The 18,489-nt window shown below is 65.9% G+C and carries 15 protein-coding genes and 1 other RNA gene; all 16 read left to right on the plus strand.

The features are described 5' to 3' along the window. Positions 1-95 precede the first annotated feature (95 nt). The 16 genes from rnpB to lpxC all read left to right on the plus strand — a co-directional run bounded on the left by rnpB (position 96) and on the right by lpxC (position 18,259). An RNA gene (gene rnpB / locus C6W88_RS12335) (RNase P RNA component class A) lies at positions 96-447 on the plus strand. 142 nt (positions 448-589) lie between these two features. Next, positions 590-1,546 (plus strand): 16S rRNA (cytosine(1402)-N(4))-methyltransferase RsmH, encoded by a 957-nt coding sequence (gene rsmH, locus C6W88_RS12340; RefSeq protein ID WP_108132660.1) that lies wholly within the window; start codon positions 590-592, stop codon positions 1,544-1,546. 9 nt (positions 1,547-1,555) lie between these two features. Beyond that, on the plus strand, positions 1,556-1,879 hold the full coding sequence (gene ftsL, locus C6W88_RS12345) for a cell division protein FtsL (RefSeq protein ID WP_052704393.1): 324 nt from the start codon (positions 1,556-1,558) through the stop codon (positions 1,877-1,879). 53 nt (positions 1,880-1,932) lie between these two features. Then, positions 1,933-3,600, plus strand: a complete 1,668-nt coding sequence (locus C6W88_RS12350) for a peptidoglycan D,D-transpeptidase FtsI family protein (RefSeq protein WP_375038222.1) — start codon at positions 1,933-1,935, stop codon at positions 3,598-3,600. Between the two features lie 23 nt (positions 3,601-3,623). Then, a complete protein-coding gene (locus tag C6W88_RS12355; protein WP_108132804.1) occupies positions 3,624-5,132 on the plus strand; it encodes a UDP-N-acetylmuramoyl-L-alanyl-D-glutamate--2,6-diaminopimelate ligase in 1,509 nt (502 codons plus the stop codon). Beyond that, complete coding sequence (locus C6W88_RS12360; RefSeq protein WP_108132662.1) at positions 5,129-6,514, plus strand: UDP-N-acetylmuramoyl-tripeptide--D-alanyl-D-alanine ligase; 1,386 nt, start codon at positions 5,129-5,131, stop codon at positions 6,512-6,514. The genes C6W88_RS12355 and C6W88_RS12360 overlap by 4 nt, the downstream gene beginning before the upstream one ends. Positions 6,515-6,523: 9 nt before the next feature. After that, positions 6,524-7,606: a phospho-N-acetylmuramoyl-pentapeptide-transferase gene (gene mraY / locus C6W88_RS12365; protein WP_108132663.1), complete on the plus strand. Its 1,083-nt coding sequence runs from the start codon at positions 6,524-6,526 to the stop codon at positions 7,604-7,606. Positions 7,607-7,613: 7 nt separating this feature from the next. Further along, positions 7,614-9,029, plus strand: a complete 1,416-nt coding sequence (gene murD, locus C6W88_RS12370; RefSeq protein WP_108132805.1) for a UDP-N-acetylmuramoyl-L-alanine--D-glutamate ligase — start codon at positions 7,614-7,616, stop codon at positions 9,027-9,029. Next, positions 9,026-10,270, plus strand: coding sequence for a putative lipid II flippase FtsW (gene ftsW, locus C6W88_RS12375; RefSeq protein ID WP_045993378.1), 1,245 nt, complete (start codon positions 9,026-9,028; stop codon positions 10,268-10,270). The genes murD and ftsW overlap by 4 nt, the downstream gene beginning before the upstream one ends. Positions 10,271-10,299: 29 nt before the next feature. Continuing rightward, a complete protein-coding gene (murG, locus tag C6W88_RS12380) occupies positions 10,300-11,352 on the plus strand; it encodes an undecaprenyldiphospho-muramoylpentapeptide beta-N-acetylglucosaminyltransferase (RefSeq protein WP_108132806.1) in 1,053 nt (350 codons plus the stop codon). A gap of 64 nt (positions 11,353-11,416) precedes the next feature. Further along, positions 11,417-12,829 (plus strand): UDP-N-acetylmuramate--L-alanine ligase, encoded by a 1,413-nt coding sequence (gene murC / locus C6W88_RS12385; RefSeq protein WP_045993379.1) that lies wholly within the window; start codon positions 11,417-11,419, stop codon positions 12,827-12,829. Beyond that, on the plus strand, positions 12,826-13,752 hold the full coding sequence (locus C6W88_RS12390) for a D-alanine--D-alanine ligase (RefSeq protein ID WP_108132664.1): 927 nt from the start codon (positions 12,826-12,828) through the stop codon (positions 13,750-13,752). Before murC ends, C6W88_RS12390 begins: the two co-directional genes overlap by 4 nt. Position 13,753: 1 nt before the next feature. Next, on the plus strand, positions 13,754-14,479 hold the full coding sequence (locus C6W88_RS12395; protein ID WP_108132665.1) for a cell division protein FtsQ/DivIB: 726 nt from the start codon (positions 13,754-13,756) through the stop codon (positions 14,477-14,479). A 230-nt stretch (positions 14,480-14,709) separates the two neighbouring features. Then, the gene (gene ftsA / locus C6W88_RS12400; RefSeq protein ID WP_045993382.1) at positions 14,710-15,999 is read left to right on the plus strand and encodes a cell division protein FtsA; all 1,290 of its coding nucleotides are present in this window, start codon (positions 14,710-14,712) and stop codon (positions 15,997-15,999) included. Between the two features lie 34 nt (positions 16,000-16,033). Further along, entirely contained in the window at positions 16,034-17,221 is a 1,188-nt protein-coding gene (gene ftsZ, locus C6W88_RS12405; protein WP_045993383.1) for a cell division protein FtsZ, read from the plus strand. A 126-nt stretch (positions 17,222-17,347) separates the two neighbouring features. Continuing rightward, positions 17,348-18,259: a UDP-3-O-acyl-N-acetylglucosamine deacetylase gene (gene lpxC / locus C6W88_RS12410; RefSeq protein ID WP_045993384.1), complete on the plus strand. Its 912-nt coding sequence runs from the start codon at positions 17,348-17,350 to the stop codon at positions 18,257-18,259. Positions 18,260-18,489 lie beyond the last annotated feature (230 nt).

The raw sequence follows: 18,489 nt of genomic DNA on the forward strand, positions 1-18,489 counted from the left end.
CAGGAGCGATCGCCTGAAGAGGCTGGGGTTGTCCCAGGCCCGTCACGGCAAGGCGGGGATTGAGGGGGTGGCAGGGCACTGGTATGCTTGCCGCGGGAGTTGGCCAGACAGTCGCCGCCGCTTGATGCGGGGGAGGAAAGTCCGGGCTCCATAGGGCGGAGTGCCAGGTAACCCCTGGGCGGCGTGAGCCGACGGAAAGTGCAGCAGAGAGTAGACCGCCTACGTCTCCCTCGGGAGGCCGGCAAGGGTGAAAGGGTGCGGTAAGAGCGCACCGCGCGCCTGGCAACAGTGCGTGGCACGGTAAACCCCACTCGGAGCAAGACCAAATAGGAACCCGTTGGCGTGGCCCGCGCTGGGTTCGGGTAGGTTGCTTGAGGGCAGTGGTGACACTGCTCCTAGAGGAATGACTGTCCTCGACAGAACCCGGCTTATCGGCCGACTCCCCATTTTTCTTGCGCGCTCGGGCCTGGCTCGAGCGGCGCGATCACTAGTTTGTGCGGCCAGGAGTCCAGTGGCGTGAGGGTTTTCCACCGCTGACGGCGCTGATGGCTGGCCGCGCGTAGGAACACCGCCGTCGAACGAGACCCGCATGCCGTCACCTTCCCCTGAATCCTCCGTGCGCGGCTTCGCTCATGAAAGCGTCCTGCTCGACGGTGCCGTCGACGCCCTGGTGCATGATCCCGCTGGCGTATATCTGGATGGCACCTTCGGACGAGGCGGTCATTCCCGCGCCATCCTTTCCCGCCTTGCACAAGACGGTGGCCTGCTGGCCCTTGATCGCGACCCCCAGGCGATCGCCGAGGCGGCCAGCATCGATGACCCACGCTTTACCATCGAACGTGCCGAGTTTGCGCGGCTGAGAGAGGTCGCCCGCGATCACGGCCTGGATGGCAAGCTGTCCGGTATCCTGCTCGACATTGGCGTGTCCTCCCCTCAGCTTGACGATCCCGATCGCGGTTTCAGCTTTCTGCGCGACGGCCCGCTGGACATGCGCATGGACCCGACCCAGGGCGAGAGCGCGGCCCAGTGGATTGCGCGTGTGGGCGAGGCCGAGATGGCTTCGGTGTTCAAGCGTTACGGCGAGGAGCGCTACGCTCGTCGGCTGGCGCGGGCCATCATCGCTCGGCGCCAGGAACGGCCTTTCACCCGCACGGCCGATCTTGCCGAGGTGGTCAAGGCCGCCCATCCCGCCTGGGAGAAGGGCAAGCATCCTGCCACTCGCGTGTTCCAGGCCATGCGTATCGAGATCAACGGTGAGCTCGATCAGCTCGATCTGGCGCTGGAAGCCGCGCTGGAGGCACTGGCGCCCGGGGGGCATCTGGTGGTGATCAGCTTCCACTCGCTGGAGGATCGACGGGTGAAGAGATTTATCCGCGATCACGTCAAGGGCGATACCCAGGTGCCCCGGGGTATACCGCTGCGCGACGATCAGATCGCGCGACGGCTGGAGTCACTGGGCAAGGCGATGAAGGCCAGCGCCGAAGAGGTCGAGGCCAATCCACGCTCCCGCAGCGCCGTCATGCGCATGGCGCGCAAGCGCTACTGAGGACCTTCCATGGCTCAAGGACGACTGGACATCAACGCCTTTGGCTGGCCGCTGCCGCGCACCATGTCGCCACGCCTTTTGCTGGTGGTGGCGCTGCTGCTGGCATGCCTGGTGTCGGCGCTGGCGGTGATCAGCGTCAGTCACCAGACTCGCCAGCAGTATGCTCGGCTCCAGGAGCTGGAGCGTGAACAGCAGCAGTTGCAGACGGAGTGGGGGCAGTTGCTGCTGGAGGAGAGCGCCTGGTCGACGCCGTCGCGTGTCGAACGCCTGGCGGTGGAGCGTCTGGAGATGCGGCTGCCCGATATCCATGACATCGAGGTGATCACGCCATGACCGCGGAACTTCCCCGGGGCGTTACACCTCGCCGCCCGCCACCGATGGAACCGATGGGGCGGGCGCGCTACGTGGTGATGATGACGCTGATCCTGCTGGGCCTGGGTCTGCTGGCCGGGCGGATCGTCGATCTTCACGTCATCGATCGAAACTTTCTTCAGGTGCAGGGGGACGCCCGTACCCTCAGAACCGATCCGATCCCCGCCCACCGGGGCATGATCACCGATCGTCACGGCGAACCGCTGGCGATCTCGACTCCGGTGGTGACGCTGTGGGCCAACCCCCAGGACCTGCCCGCCGACGACATCCAGCGGTTACGCCTGGCCCAGGCGCTGGGCCAGGACCTCGATGCCCTCAACGAGCGCATCGCGCGTTACAGCGAACGTGAATTCATGTACCTGCGTCGGCGCATGACCCCGGCCCAGGCCGAGGAAGTGCTCAAGCTGCGGGTGCCTGGCGTCCACGCCCGGGAAGAGTACAAGCGCTACTATCCTGCCGGCGAGGTGACCGCCCAGTTGCTGGGGGTCACTAACGTCGACGACCAGGGCCAGGAAGGACTGGAGCTGGCCTATCAATCCTACCTGTCCGGTGAGCCCGGCAAGCGCCGCGTGCTCAAGGACCGCCGTGGACGTCTGGTGCGCGACCTGGAGGTGCTGCAGGAGGCAGAGCCAGGCGGCAACCTGACGCTGTCCATCGATCAGCGACTGCAGTACATGGCCTACCGTGAGCTCAAGGCTGCCGTGGATGAGAACGACGCCGACGGCGGCGTACTGGTGATGATGGACGCGCGCAGCGGCGAGGTGCTGGCGATGGCCAATCAGCCCTCCTACAACCCCAACAACCGCGCCGGCCTGGACCCCCAGGGGCTGCGCAACCGGGCCATGGTCGACGTGTTCGAACCGGGCTCGGTGATGAAGCCGCTGGCCATGTCGGCGCTGCTCGAGACCGGTCGCTTTCCACGTGACACCGTGGTGGATACGTCGCCTGGCTGGATGCGAATCGACCGCTACACCATCCGCGACGTCTCCAACAATGGCGAGCTGACCCTGGCCGGGATCCTGCGCAAGTCCTCGAACATCGGCATGGCCAAGCTGACCCTGCAGCTCGACGACCCGGTGGTGCCAGATCGCTACCGCGCGCTGGGCTTCGGCCAGGCCCCGGGCACCGGCTTCCCCGGAGAGGCCACCGGCAACATGCCGGCGCCGGCGGTGTGGTCGAGCAGTCAGTGGGCCGCGCTGTCCTACGGTTACGGTCTGTCGGTCACCGCCTTGCAGCTGGCCAGTGCCTATACCTCCATCGCCAATCATGGCGAACGCCTGCCGCCGTCGCTGCTGCGCCTCAACCGCGCCGCCCAGGGCGAGCCGGTCATCGAGCCTGACGTCGCCGACCGCGTCCTGGCCATGATGGATGAGGTGGTGGCACCAGGCACCGGCGCCCGACGCGCGCTGGTGCCCGGCTACAGTGTGGCCGGCAAGACCGGCACCGTGCGCAAGAGCGGCAGCGGTGGCTACGAGCAGAACGCCTACCGGTCGTTGTTTGTCGGGATTACCCCGGTCTCCGACCCGCGCATCATCACCGTAGTAATGATCGACCATCCCCGGGGCGACGCCTACTACGGCGGCGCCATCGCTGCCCCGGTGTTCTCGCGGGTGGCGGGCAGTGCCCTGCGCATCCTCGACGTACCGCCGGATCGCCCCGAACAGGAGGGCGACAGCCCATGACGCAGAAGGCGACGGAATCCGCCATGACCCTATCCCTGGCGCGTCTTGAAGACGTGCTGACCCAGTTCTGGAGTGAGCTTGCGCCGAACGCCGCGGTCGCCGGCGAGGTGGCGACCTGGCTCACTACCGACAGCCGCGAGGTGTCGCCCGGCGCGACCTTTGTCGCGATCCCCGGCGTCGCCGCCGATGGCCGCGACTACATCGACAAGGCACTGGATGCCGGCGCCTGCCTGGTGCTGGCGGAAGGTCCGCAAGACGCTCCGCCGCGGGTCGATGGTCGCGTACTGTGGCTGCCCGGGCTGCGCGCCCGACTCGGCGAGCTCGCGCGCACCCTGTATCAGGTGCCCGATGGGCTCGAGCTGATCGGTGTCACCGGCACCAACGGCAAGAGCTCGGTGACCCACTATATTGCCGAGCTGTCCCGCGCCACGGGCAGCGACTGTGGCCTGATCGGTACCCTGGGTCACGGTCGCCCGGGTGCCTTGACCCAGGGCATGCTGACCACCCCCGAGCCACTGGCGCTGCAGCGCCAGTTGGGTGAGCTCGCCGACCAGGGCATCACTCGGATAGCCATGGAAGTTTCCAGTCACGCCCTGGAGCAGGAGCGGATGGCGGGCTGTCGCTTTACTGCCGCGGTGTTTACCAACCTGAGCCGCGACCACCTCGACTATCACGGCAGCATGATCGCCTACGCCGCCTCCAAGGCGAAGCTGTTCAAGCGCCCGGAGATCACTCTGGCCGTGGTCAATGGCGACGATCCCCTGGCTCGGCTGATGCTGGCGGGCATCGGCGAGGGCACCCGGGTGCTGGCCTGTGGTGAAGACGATGCCGTCTCGCTCAGGGTGCTGGATGTCGAGCCCGACGTCGGTGGGCAGCGTGCGCTGATCGCCACGCCGGAAGGCGAGAAGGTGGTGGTGCTGCCGCTGCTTGGTCGCTTCAATCTCGACAACGCCCTGCTGGCCATGGCCACCCTCTACGGTCTGGGTGTCGGCATCGACGAGCTGGTGACTGCCGCCGCGACCCTGACGCCGGTGCCGGGACGGATGCAGGCGTTGACGCGGCCCGGGGCTCCCACCGTGGTGATCGACTACGCCCACACGCCGGATGCGCTGGACAACGCCCTGGCGGCGCTTCGCGCCCACCTGCCCGGACGCGGGGCGCTGTGGTGCCTGGTCGGCTGCGGCGGTGATCGCGACAGCGGCAAGCGCCCGCTGATGGCCCAGGCGGCCGCAGGCCAGGCCGATCGAGTGGTGATCACCGACGACAACCCCAGAAGCGAGGACCCGGACGCCATTCGCCAGGCGATGCTCGCGGGGCTGGAGGGCCAGGCCCGCCAGCAGGCATGGAACATCGCCGGGCGCGGTGACGCCATCGCCCGTACCATCGCCGAGGCGAGCGCCGATGACGTGATTCTGATCGCCGGCAAGGGACACGAGGCCTACCAGGAGATTCAGGGCGTGCGCCACGACTTCTCCGACCTGGCCGAGGCCGAAGCCGCCCTGGACCAGCGTCGACAGGGGCGGGACCAATGAGCGCGCCAGGGCTCGCGTCGCTGAGGTCGGTGTGCCGTGCGCTGGGTGTCGATGAAGAGGGCGGCGGCCTTCAGGGGCTTGCGAACTCGCCGATAGCCGCCATCGTCACCGACACCCGTCGGGTGGCGGCGGACACGCTGTTCGTGGCCTTGAAGGGCGAGCGCTTCGATGCCCATGACTTTATTGCCAAGGCCCGCGAAGGCGGTGCCGTGGCGGCGGTGGTCGAGCACCCGGTGGACGACCCCTTGCCCCAGTTGGTGGTGGGCGATACCCGCATGGCGCTGGGGCTGCTGGCCCGTGAGCGGCGCCGGGCCTGGGATGGTCCGCTGGTGGCGGTGACCGGCAACAGTGGCAAGACCACGGTCAAGCAGATGCTGGCGACATTGCTGGCTCGTCAGGGCGAGACCCTCGCCACCCACGGCAACCTCAACAACGATATCGGCGCGCCCTTGACGCTGCTGGCGCTTGCCTCGGATCACCAGAGAGCCGTGGTGGAGCTCGGCGCCAACCACCTGGGCGAGATCGCCTGGACGGTAGCGCTGGCCGAACCCCAGGTCGCCATCATCACCAATGTCACCGGGGCCCACGTCGGCGAGTTCGGTGGCATGGGGCGCATCGCCCAGGCCAAGGGGGAGATTCTCGGCGGACTCGGCCCCGAGGGCGTCGCCGTACTCAACCGTGACGACCGTTACTTCTCGCTGTGGCAGCGCCTGGCGTCGCCCCGTGAGGTGATCGATTTCGGACTGACGCCCGAGGCGCGACTCCATGCCGGGGAGCTGGTCTGCGATACGCTCGGGCGCTATGCTTTCACGCTGACTTTCGACGCTCAGGTGCTGGGGCGTGTCGAGCTGCCGCTGATGGGTCGTCACAACGTGTCCAATGCCCTGGCGGCTGCGGCCGGGGCGCTGGCCATGGGACTGCCCGCCGCCGACGTGGTGGCGGGGCTTGGCGAGGTGGTGCCGACGCCGGGACGCCTGACCGTGGAGGAGGGGTTACGCGGTGCGCGGCTGCTCGATGATACCTACAATGCCAACCCGGGGGCGATGAAGGCGGCCATCGACGCCCTGCTGGGACTGCCCGGCCCGCACTGGTGCCTGCTCGGCGCCATGGGAGAGCTGGGTGAAGCGTCTGCCGATCTGCACGCAGAGATCGGACGCTACGCGCGGGAACGCGGCATCACATTTCTCGGTACTCTGGGCGAGGCGGCCGAGACCGCCGCCCGAGCCTTCGGCGAAGGCGGGTACCATTTTTCTGATCAGGCGGCGATGGTCCGCCATGTGCGTCAACATCTGCCCGAGGCGGCCAGCGTGCTGGTCAAGGGCTCCCGCGCCGCGGGGATGGAAGGCGTCGTGGCGGCCTTGCGGCCGGATGTTTCAAGGTGAACCTGATACATGTTGCTTTTCCTGGCTGAATTGTTGGCGAACTATCAAAGCGCCTTCAACGTCTTTGGATACCTCACCCTGAGGATGATTCTGGCGACCATCACCGCGCTGGTGCTGTGTCTGTGGTTTGGCCCCCTGATGATCCGCCGTCTGGTGGAGCGTCAGATCGGCCAGGCGGTGCGCGATGACGGTCCCCAGTCCCACCTGTCCAAGGCCGGTACGCCGACCATGGGCGGCGCCATGATCCTGATGGCCATGGCCGTCAGTACCCTGCTGTGGGGCGATCTGACCAACCATTATGTGTGGGTGGTGCTGGTCGTCACGCTGGGCTTCGGCGCCATCGGCTGGGTCGACGACTATCGCAAGGTAGTGGAAAAGAACCCGCGTGGACTGCCGGCTCGCTGGAAGTACTTCTGGCAGTCGGTGATCGGCCTGGGGGCTGCCGTGGTGCTCTACCTGACCGCGGCCTCGCCGGTGGAAACCAGCCTGATCCTGCCGCTGCTCAAGGACTTCGTGCTGCCCCTGGGTGGCTTCTACATCCTGCTGACCTACCTGGTGATCGTCGGCTCCTCCAACGCAGTCAACCTGACCGACGGCCTCGACGGCCTGGCGATCATGCCCACGGTGATGGTCGCCATGGGCCTTGGCGTCTTCGCCTACGCCAGCGGCAACGCGGTATTCTCCGAGTACCTGCAGATTCCGATGATCCCCGGTGCCGGCGAGCTGGCGGTATTCTGCGCCACCATTTCCGGCGCCGGACTCGGCTTTCTGTGGTTCAACACCTATCCCGCCCAGGTGTTCATGGGTGACGTTGGCGCCCTGGCGCTGGGTGCGGCCCTGGGCGTGGTCGCGGTGATCGTGCGCCAGGAAGTGGTGCTGTTCATCATGGGTGGCGTCTTCGTCATGGAGACCATCTCGGTGATCCTTCAGGTCGGCTCCTACAAGCTGACGGGTCGTCGTATCTTCCGCATGGCGCCGCTGCATCACCACTTCGAGCTCAAGGGCTGGCCCGAGCCTCGCGTAATCGTGCGCTTCTGGATCATCACCGTGGTGCTGGTCCTGCTGGGTCTGGCCACCCTCAAGATCCGCTGAGGTGGCCATGGACGCCAGTCAGGATGTGCGACTGCCGCAACGCCATGTCGTGCCCGCCCACCTGAGCGTGGTGGTAGGGCTCGGCCTGTCGGGGATGGCGATCTGTCGTCATCTCAAGCGTGAAGGCCGCGATTTCATGGTGGTGGATACCCGCGAGGCGCCGCCGGGACTCGACGTCTTCCTGGCGGACTTTCCGGGGGTGCCGGTGCGCCTGGGGCCGCTCGATGGATTGGTGCTGGACGACGCGCGGGAGGTGATCCTGAGCCCCGGCATCGACCCCCATCAGGCGTGCTTCGAGACGCCGGCCAGGCGCATCGATCCGGATACCGGCGAGCCCCGTCTGGTGGGTGAGATCGCGCTGTTCCGGCGGGCCTGTCGCGCGCCGCTGGCGGCCATCACCGGTGCCAACGCTAAGTCCACCGTGACCACCCTGGTCGGCGAGATGGCCCGCGAGGCGGGGCGGCGGGTGGCCGTGGGGGGTAACCTCGGTACCCCGGCGCTGGACCTGCTGGTGCAGGAACCCGAGGCGGATCTCTTTGTGCTGGAGCTGTCCAGCTTTCAGCTCGAGACGACCCCGTGTCTGGGGGCCGACAGTGCTGCCTTCCTGAACCTCAGCGAGGACCACCTCGATCGCCACGGCGACATGGCCGGCTATCGCCGCGCCAAGCTCGCGATCTTTCGTGGTGCCAGGCACGCGGTGGTCAACGCCGAGGACCCCCTGACCTGGCCCGACGAGGCGTTGCCTGCACTGTCGCGCTTCGGCGTGATGGCGCCGCAATCCGGCGACGACTGGGGCGTGGTGGAGCACCAGGGCGAGCCCTGGTTCTTCCACGCGGACCAACCGCTGTTGCCGGTGGCTCGCATGCGCCAGAGCGGCCGTCACCACCAGGCCAATGCGCTGGCCGCCCTGGCCATGGGCCAGCGTCTCGGTTTTCCGCTGGAGGCCATGGCCCGGGTGCTCGAACGTTTCAGCGGGCTTGCCCACCGCAGCGAGTGGCTCGCCACCATCGACGACGTCGACTGGATCAACGACTCCAAGGGCACCAATGTGGGCGCGACCCTGGCCGCCATCGCCGGACTCGGCCCGACCCTGGATGGGCGTCTGGTGCTGCTGGCCGGCGGTGTCGGCAAGGGTGCCGATTTCTCGCCGCTGGCCGCCCCGCTGTCGCGCTACGCCCGTGAGGTGGTGCTGTTCGGCCGCGACGCCGAGGCGCTGGCCCAGGCCCTGAAGGGCGCGGTCGCCATCACCCGCGTCGACGACCTGGACGCAGCCATGTGTCGCGCACGGGATGTGGCAAGGCCCGGTGATGCGGTGCTGCTGTCACCGGCCTGCGCCAGTCTCGATCAGTTCGTCAACTATCAGGCCAGGGGAGACGCCTTTCGCGCCTGGGTGCAGGACCTTTCCAGCGGAGCCAAGCCATGAGTCGTCTCGCCCGATCTCGCCAGCGCCTCGGTGCCCTGCGCGAGCGTCTTTCCACCCGCGACCATGCCTTCGATGGCTGGCTGGTGGTGGCTACTCTGTCGCTTCTGCTGATCGGCTGGGTGATGGTGACGTCGGCCTCCACCGAGGTGGCGTCGAGCCTGACCGGCAACGCCTGGTACTTCAGTATTCGCCACGGCATCTTCGTGCTGGGTGGGTTGACCGTGGGGTGCCTGGCGCTGCGCGTCCCCCTGGCCTGGTGGAAGGCCAATGGCCCGCTGCTGCTGGTGGTGGGGCTGGTGCTGCTGTTGCTGGTACTGCTGGTGGGGCGCGAGGTCAACGGCAGCCGCCGCTGGCTGTCGATCCCCGGGGTGCCCTTCAATCTACAGGCCTCGGAGGTCGCCAAGCTCTGCTTGATCGCTTACATGGCGGGCTATCTGGAACGCTTTCTGCCACAGGTCAGGCGTCAGTGGGGGGCCTTTCTGCGCCCGTTGGTAGTGGTTGGAGTGGTGGCCGTGCTGCTGATCCTCGAGCCCGACTACGGCGGTGTGGTGGTCATGACCAGCTGCGTCATGGGCATGTTGCTGATGGCCGGGGCGCCCTGGGGGCGCTTTCTGCTGTTGTTCGTGCTGGTGGGAACCCTGGGTGCCATCCTGGCGGTGGCCGAACCTTACCGCATGGCGAGACTGACAAGTTTCATCGATCCCTGGGCGGACCAGTTCGCCAGCGGTTACCAGCTGACCCAGGCGCTGATCGCCTTCGGTCGCGGCCACTTGATCGGCATGGGCCTCGGCAACAGCGTACAGAAGCTGTTCTACCTGCCGGAGGCCCACACCGACTTTGTCTTTGCGGTGCTGGCCGAAGAGCTCGGCATGGTCGGCGCGATCGCCGTGGTCGGCCTGTTCGCACTGCTGGTGTGGCGGGCCATGGCGGTTGGGCGTCGGGCCGAGCTTGCGAGGCTACCGTTTGCCGCCTACCTGAGCTATGGCATCGCCCTGGTGATCGGCGCCCAGGCCTTTATCAACATCGCGGTGAGTACCGGCATGTTGCCGACCAAGGGGTTGACCCTGCCGCTGTTGTCCTACGGTGGGTCGAGCCTGGTGGTGAGCTGTATCATGGTGGCGTTGTTGCTGCGGGTGGACATCGAGACGCGCGAGCGCCAGCGTCGGCAGTCGCCGGCGGCGCGGCGTGACCAGGCCCGCGAAGCGCCCAGGAGAACCAAGGCTGCAGGAGTGAAGCCGTGAGTGACACACAGGGAAGGCGAGCGCTGATCATGGCCGGCGGCACCGGGGGGCACGTCATCCCGGCGCTGTCGCTGGCCAGGGGATTGCAGCAGCAGGGCGTCGAGGTGGCGTGGCTGGGTAGTCCCAGAGGTATCGAGAATCGCCTGGTGCCCGAGGCCGGCATAGTGCTTCACCAGATCGCCATCAGCGGCCTCAGGGGCAACGGTCTGGCGGGCTGGCTCAAGGCGCCGGTGCGTCTAGGACGCGCCGTGTGCCAGGCGAGAAGCGTGATTCGCGAGTTCGACCCACAGCTGGTGGTCGGGCTCGGAGGCTTTGCCAGCGGCCCCGGCGGGCTTGCCGCCCGACTGTGCGGCAGACCGCTGGTCATCCACGAGCAGAACGCCGTGGCCGGGCTGACCAATCGTGCACTGTCGCACCTGGCCAAGCGAGTCTACGCCGCCTTTCCCCAGGCCTTCGGTGGCCGCGCCGAGGTCGTCGGCAATCCGGTCAGGGATGACATCGCCGCCCTCGGCGAGAGTGCACGCGTGGCCGACCAGATGCGCGGGCGACGCCTGCGGCTGCTGGTGGTCGGCGGCTCCCTGGGGGCGCTGGCGCTTAACCAGCAGATGCCCAGAGCGCTGGCCGAGCTACCCCCCGAGTCGCGTCCCGAGGTGCGCCACCAGGCCGGTAGAGACAAGGACCAGGCGACCCGCGAGGGCTATCAGGCTGCCGGCGTTGACGCCGAGGTCAGCGACTTTATCGCTGACATGGCCGACGCCTACGATTGGGCGGATCTGGTGGTCTGTCGTTCCGGCGCGCTGACCGTGGCGGAGCTGGCGGCGGCGGCCAAGCCGGCGCTGTTCGTACCCTTTCCCCACGCCGTGGATGATCATCAGACGGCCAACGCCCAGGCGCTGGTCGGTGCCGGTGCCGCGGCGCTTATTCAGCAGCGTGACATGAATCCGACGTCCCTGGCCGAGCGCCTGGGGACCTTGCTTGAGCCCGACACCCTGGCGGCCATGGCGAGCAAGGCAAGGGCCGAGGCCCACCTTGACGCTGTGGAACGGCTGGTGGCGGGCTGTATGGAGACAGGTTTTGAGTAATTCGACCCAAGGGCCGGTCCCCGGCCAACTGAGCTCATCCGCTGCCACCAGGCCCGGTCTCGGCATGCGGCGCATTCGTCGTATCCACTTCGTCGGCATCGGCGGCGCCGGCATGTGCGGCATCGCCGAGGTGCTGGCCAATCAGGGCTACCAGGTCAGCGGCAGCGATCTGCGTCATTCGTCGGTGGTGGCGCGACTCGAACAGTGCGGCGCCCAGGTGTTCATCGGACACGCTGCCGAGCACGCTGCCGGTGCCGATGTGGTGGTGGTATCCACTGCCGTGGACGCGGACAACCCGGAGCTTGTGTGGGCCCACGAGCATCGCGTGCCGGTGGTACGTCGCGCCGAGATGCTGGCCGAGCTGATGCGCTTCCGTCACGGCATCGCCGTGGCCGGGACCCATGGCAAGACCACCACCACCAGCCTGACCGCCACTCTTCTGGGTGAGGGCGGGCTGGACCCGACCTTCGTCATCGGCGGCAAGCTGACCAGCGCCGGCACCAACGCCCAGTTGGGGCAGGGCGACTACCTGGTGGCCGAGGCGGACGAGTCCGATGCCTCCTTTCTGCACCTGCAGCCGATGGTCAGCATCGTCACCAATATCGATGCCGACCATATGAGCACCTATGGTGGCGACTTCGAGCGTCTCAAGCACACCTTCATCGAGTTTCTGCATAACCTGCCGTTCTACGGACTGGCGATACTGTGTATCGATGACGACAACGTGCGTGGCCTGCTCGACCGCATCAATCGCCAGTTCGTCACCTACGGCTTCTCCGACGACGCCGACTATCGCATCGAGAACTTCACCCAGAGTGCCGGCGAAGTCCGCTTTACCGCAGTGCGGCCCGGCAACCTCGAGGATCTCGATGTCAGTCTGGCCATGCCGGGCCGTCACAATGCGCTCAATGCGCTGGCGGCGATCGCCGTGGCCAGCGACGCCGGGGTCGACGCCGAGGCGATTCTGCGGGGACTCGCGAGCTTTGCCGGGGTTGGCCGTCGCTTCCAGGTACACGGTCACTTCGCCGCGCCCAACGGTGAAGGTGAGGTGATGCTGGTGGACGACTATGGTCACCACCCCCGCGAGGTGGAGATGGTCATCAAGGCGGTGCGCGATGGCTGGTCCGAGCGCCGGCTGGTGATGGTCTACCAGCCCCACCGCTACTCACGCACGCGCGATCTCTACGAGGACTTCGTCAGGGTGCTGTCCGGCGTCGATACGCTGGTACTGCTCGACGTCTACAGTGCCGGCGAAGCCGCGCTGCCCGGCGCCGATGGTCGCAGCCTGGCGGGTTCCATCCGTCAGCGTGGCGAAGTCGATCCGATCTTCGCCCAGGACAAGGCGGAATTGCCGGCGCTGCTGGCCAAGGTGCTCAGACCCGGCGATATCCTGATTACTCAGGGCGCCGGTGACGTGGGTGGCATCTCCCAGCGTCTGGCGGATGCCCAGCTTCAGTTCGACGAGGTGATCCTGTGACACGACAAGTACAGTCCTACGGCCATGTGGTGGTCATCTACGGTGGCCATAGCGCCGAACGAGAAGTGTCGCTGAACAGCGGTGCCGCCGTGCTGGCGGCGTGTCAGCGCCAGGGCCTTGAAGTGACCGGCTATGACCTTGCCGAGGGCGGCGTTGCCGGGCTGCAGGCGCTGAACCCCGATCTGGTGTTCATTGCCTTGCACGGCAGGGGAGGGGAGGACGGCTGTCTGCAGGGGGCCCTGGAGCTGGCGGGAATCCCCTATACCGGCAGCGGTGTGCTGGCCTCGGCGCTGGGCATGGACAAGCTCAGGACCAAGGCGCTGTGGCAGACCCTGGGTCTGCCGACGCCCGAGAGCGTGCTGCTGTCGCCCGAAGCCGACTGGAACGAGGTGGCCGACCGACTGGGTCTGCCGCTGGTGGTCAAGCCGGTCCATGAGGGTTCGACCATCGGCATCAGCATCGTCAACAGCCGTGATGAACTCGAAACCGCCTATCGTGAGGCTGCCACCTTCGATACTCGGGTGATGGCCGAGCGTTTTGTGTCGGGAGACGAATTTACCTTGTCGGTACTTGGCGACAGCGCGCTGCCGGCCATTCGCGTCGAGGTGCCCAGCGGCTTCTACGACTACGAGGCCAAGTACCTGTCCAACGAGACGCTTTACCACCTGCCCTGTGGTCTGGATGCCGAGCAGGAGACCGCGCTGGGCGAGCTGTGCCTGGCGGCGTTCGAGGCGGTGGGCTGTCAGGGCTGGGGCCGCGTCGATGTGATGCGCGACGCTGAAGGTCGGTTCTGGCTGCTCGAGGTCAATACCGTGCCCGGCATGACAGATCACAGTCTGGTGCCCCAGGCGGCGGCCCATGCAGGCATCGACTTCGACGAGCTGGTCCTGCGTATTCTCGATACCGCCAGGGAGCGCGGCTGAGATGGCCAGGCGCGGCACCTGGCTTGGCGTCGTGCTGCTGGCTGCCCTGGTGGGCGCCGGTGGCAAGGCGCTGTGGTTGTGGCTGGATCGGCCCATCGAGCGGGTGTCCATCGGTGGTGAGTTGCACCACGTGGACGCCAGCTATCTCAAGGGCCAGCTGGCGCCGCTGGTCAGGGGCCGCACCTGGCTGTCGGTGGACCTGGAGGCGCTGCGTGAGCAGGCATTGCAGGTGGGCTGGCTCAAGGAGGTGCGTATTCGTCGCGAGTGGCCCAATGCACTGACCTTCGAGCTCGAGGAGCAGCGCCCGGTGGCGCGCTGGAACGACGATCAACTGCTCAACGGCGATGGCGAGCCCTTTGTCTTTGCCCCGGTGGAGCCGCCCATGGGACTGCCGGATATGGCGGGGCCCGGTGGCGCCGGTCCCGAGGTGCTGGCCTACTTCGATGACCTGGGGCAGCGGCTGGACAAGATGGGGCTCGGGATCGACCAGCTACGTCTGGAAGCCCGCGGCGCCTGGCGCTTTCAGCTGGACAGCGGCGTCTGGATCATGCTCGGCCGTGGAGATCTGGACGCCCGCCTCGGGCGCCTCGAGGCGGCCTGGCGGCGTGAACTGGGTGAGGTCGCGTCGCACATTCGCTACATCGATCTGCGCTACCCCAACGGCGTCGCCGTGGCCTGGCATGGCGAGACGGAGCCGGTCGATGATGAGGCCGCGACTCGCGGTTAACGAAAAGACGGCATGGATCAGACGCGAGAACGGAAATATATGGCGACACTTTTCCGGCCATCGGCAAAGTTTTCTCGGTTTCTTTTGTTTAAATGTGTCCGTATCGTGGAATGAATGTACGCCCCGGGCTGGTCGAACAAGCGCTATTGTTCCTATAATCGTCCCAGGTTTTTTTATAACAGAGGCAGGTTCCGAGGTAACGGAATCCGTTCAAGGAGATTTCCCGGCTCATGGCAGGTCCATCCAACGTGTCCAATATGGTAGTCGGGCTGGATATCGGAACATCCAAGGTCGTCGCGATCGTGGGGCAACCCACCGACGATGGTGGTATCGAAATTGCCGGTATCGGCTCTCATCCCTCCCGTGGCATGAAGAAGGGAGTGGTGATCAATATCGAATCCACGGTCCAGTCGATTCAGCGTGCGGTTGAAGAAGCTGAGTTGATGGCCGGTTGCGACATACATTCGGTTTATGTGGGCATTGCCGGCAGTCATATCAGTTCCATGAATTCCGACGGGGTCGTGGCGATCAAGGAGCGCGAAGTTGCGCCTTCCGATATCGAGCGAGTGATCGACTCGGCGCGGGCCAGGGCCATTTCCGAAGGGCAGCGGGTGCTGCACGTGTTGCCCCAGGAGTTCGCCATCGACACCCAGGGCGGTATCCGTGAGCCGCTGGGCATGTCGGGTGTGCGTCTGGAGGCGCGAGTTCATCTGGTGACCGCCGCACTCAACGCGGTACAGAACATCGAGAAGTGCGTGCGTCGCTGTGGGCTCGACGTCGACGCCATCATCCTCGAGCAGCTGGCTTCCAGTCATGCCGTGCTTACCGAGGATGAGCGTGAGCTGGGCGTCTGCATGGTCGACATTGGCGGGGGCACCACCGATATCGCGGTATTCACCGAGGGCGCCATCCGCCACACTGCGGTGATACCGATCGCCGGTGACCAGGTCACCAACGATATCGCCATGGCGCTGCGTACCCCGGCTCAGTATGCCGAGGAGATCAAGGTCAAGTACGCCTGTGCGCTGACCCAGCTGGCTTCCAGCGACGAAATGATCAAGGTGCCGAGCGTCGGCGACCGTCCCGCCAGAGACCTGTCTCGACAGTCGCTGGCCGAAGTGGTCGAGCCGCGTTACGAGGAATTGTTCACCCTGGTGCGCGACGAACTGCGCCGCAGCGGCTTTGAGGATCTGGTCGCCGCAGGGGTGGTGTTGACCGGTGGCACATCACGCATGGAAGGTGTGGTGGAGCTTGCCGAAGAGATATTTCACATGCCGGTCAGGGTCGCTTGTCCGCAGAATGTGAGGGGCCTGGCCGACGTGGTGCGAAATCCGATTTATTCGACGGGTGTCGGTTTGTTACATTACGCTCTACATGAGGCCCGTCAGGGTCGTGTCCACCAGGGGCAGGGTGGCACCATCTCGTCGCAATCGAGACGCGAGGACGTCTCCCGGCGTGGACCAGAGGAAAGGACTCCGGCGCTGGAAAAGATCAAAGGCTGGTTCAAAGGAAATTTCTGAAAGGGCCGCACAAGCGGCTCAGGAGACGGGGCAAATGTTCGAAGTCGTAGATAGCGCGCCCTCAAGCAGCGCGGTCATAAAGGTCATCGGCGTCGGTGGCGGCGGCGGCAATGCCGTCAATCACATGGTCGAGAGCAGCATCGAAGGGGTGGAGTTCATCTGCGCCAATACCGATGCTCAGGCGCTCAAGCGCGTCTCCGCCAAGACCGTGTTGCAGCTCGGCAGCGAGATCACCAAGGGGCTTGGCGCCGGTGCCAACCCCGAAGTGGGTCGTCAGGCCGCGATGGAAGATCGTGAGCGGATCGCCGAGTTGCTCGGTGGCGCCGACATGGTCTTCATCACCGCCGGCATGGGTGGCGGTACCGGCACCGGCGGGGCACCGGTGGTCGCTCAGGTCGCCAAGGAACTGGGCATCCTGACCGTCGCGGTGGTCACCCGCCCGTTCCCCTTCGAGGGCCCCAAGCGCATGCGCGCAGCGGAAGAGGGCATGAAGGAGCTGTCCGAGCATGTCGACTCGCTGATCACCATTCCCAACGAGAAGCTTCTGTCCGTGCTTGGCAAGAGCGCGACACTGCTGACTGCCTTCAGCGCCGCCAATGACGTCCTGCTGGGTGCCGTGCAGGGTATCGCCGAGCTGATCACCAGCCCGGGCATCATCAACGTCGACTTTGCCGACGTGCGCACCGTGATGTCAGAGATGGGCATGGCGATGATGGGCACCGGTGGTGCCACCGGCGAAAATCGCGCTCGCGAGGCCGCCGAGAAGGCGATCCGCAGTCCGCTGCTCGAGGATATCGATCTGCACGGCGCTCGCGGCATCCTGGTCAACATCACCGCTGGGCCGGATCTGTCGATCGGTGAGTTCAACGACGTCGGCGCCACGGTGCAGGAGTTCGCCTCCCAGGACGCCACCATCGTCGTGGGTACCTCCATCGACATGGACATGACCGACGAACTGCGGGTCACCGTGGTCGCGGCGGGTCTCGACAATCAGGTGTCACGCCAGCAGAAGCCGGCGGCGCAGCAGCAGGTTCGTCGTCCCGAGGCGCGCCAGCGTCCTCAGCAGAGTGCGATCAATCGCGCCCAGGGCGGCGCCGGTGTGGCCGCAGCGAGCAAGCCAGAGGCGCAGGAATCACCGCGTCCGCAGGCCGAGAAGCGCAAGTCTCAGGAGTTGGACGATTATCTCGATATTCCCGCCTTCCTGCGGCGTCAGGCGGACTGATCGAGAGCAGAGTGCGCGAAATTTCCGGGGTGCAGGGATCGAAAGGCGATGTTTTTTTGTTGAAACGTCCGTTTGGTGTTATAGTGAACGGTGTTTGATAACCAACGACTGCCTGGCGACTGCACAATGATCAGACAACGTACCCTCAAGAATGTCATCCGCGCCACGGGCGTAGGACTGCACTCCGGCAAGAAGGTCTACCTGACGCTTCGCCCCGCGCCGGTGGACACGGGCATTGTGTTCGTGCGCACCGACCTCGAGCCGGAGGTCCGCATTCCCGCCCAGGCGTTGAATGTGACCGACACCACTCTCTGCACCGCCCTGTCTCAGAATGGTGAGAAGGTCGCGACCGTGGAGCACCTGATGTCCGCCTTCGCGGGTCTCGGCATCGACAATGCCTACGTCGATGTGAGCGCGCCCGAAGTGCCGATCATGGACGGTAGTGCCGGACCCTTTGTGTTCCTGATCCAGTCCGCCGGGATCCAGGAGCAGAGCGCGGCCAAGAAGTTCATCCGCATCAAGCGTGAGATCAAGGTCAGCGAAGGCGACAAGGAAGCCGTCTTCCTGCCCCATCAGGGCTTCAAGGTCTCCTTTGCCATCGACTTCGATCACCCGGTGTTCGAGGACCAGAAGCAGACCGCCATGGTCGACTTCTCCACGACGTCCTTCGTCAAGGAGGTGTCTCGCGCGCGGACCTTCGGCTTCATGCGTGATCTCGAGTACCTGCGCTCGAACAACCTGGCGCTTGGTGGCAGCCTCGACAATGCCATCGTGGTGGACGACTACCGCATCGTGAACGACGGTGGTCTGCGCTACGACGACGAGTTCGTCAAGCACAAGGTGCTGGACGCCATCGGTGACCTTTACCAGCTCGGTCACAGCCTGATCGGCGAGTTCCGTGGCGTGAAGTCCGGCCACGCGCTGAACAACCAGCTGTGTCGTGCGCTCATCGAGCAGCCCGAGGCCTGGGAGATCGTGACCTACGAGAGCGAAGCCGAATCGGCGCCGATTTCCTACGCGGCACCGGCCATGGCGTGATGCAAGCCTCGGTGATGGCCAGGCCAAGGTTAGCCCCGCAGATCGCCAGTCTTCCGTAGCAACTTGTCTTCGGCCATCACTCGCTTGAACGCCGCCCCTCGGGGCGGCGTTCTGCTGTCTGGGGTTTCATGTTCGCCTCATGTTCACGTCGTGTTCGGCGTCGCCAAGCGGCGCGGGCAGGGTCGGGAGGCCGCGGCGCTGCCTTGTGGGTACCCCCGTGAGTGGCCCCA

The organism is Halomonas litopenaei (assembly GCF_003045775.1).
In the GTDB taxonomy this organism is placed as follows: domain Bacteria; phylum Pseudomonadota; class Gammaproteobacteria; order Pseudomonadales; family Halomonadaceae; genus Halomonas; species Halomonas litopenaei.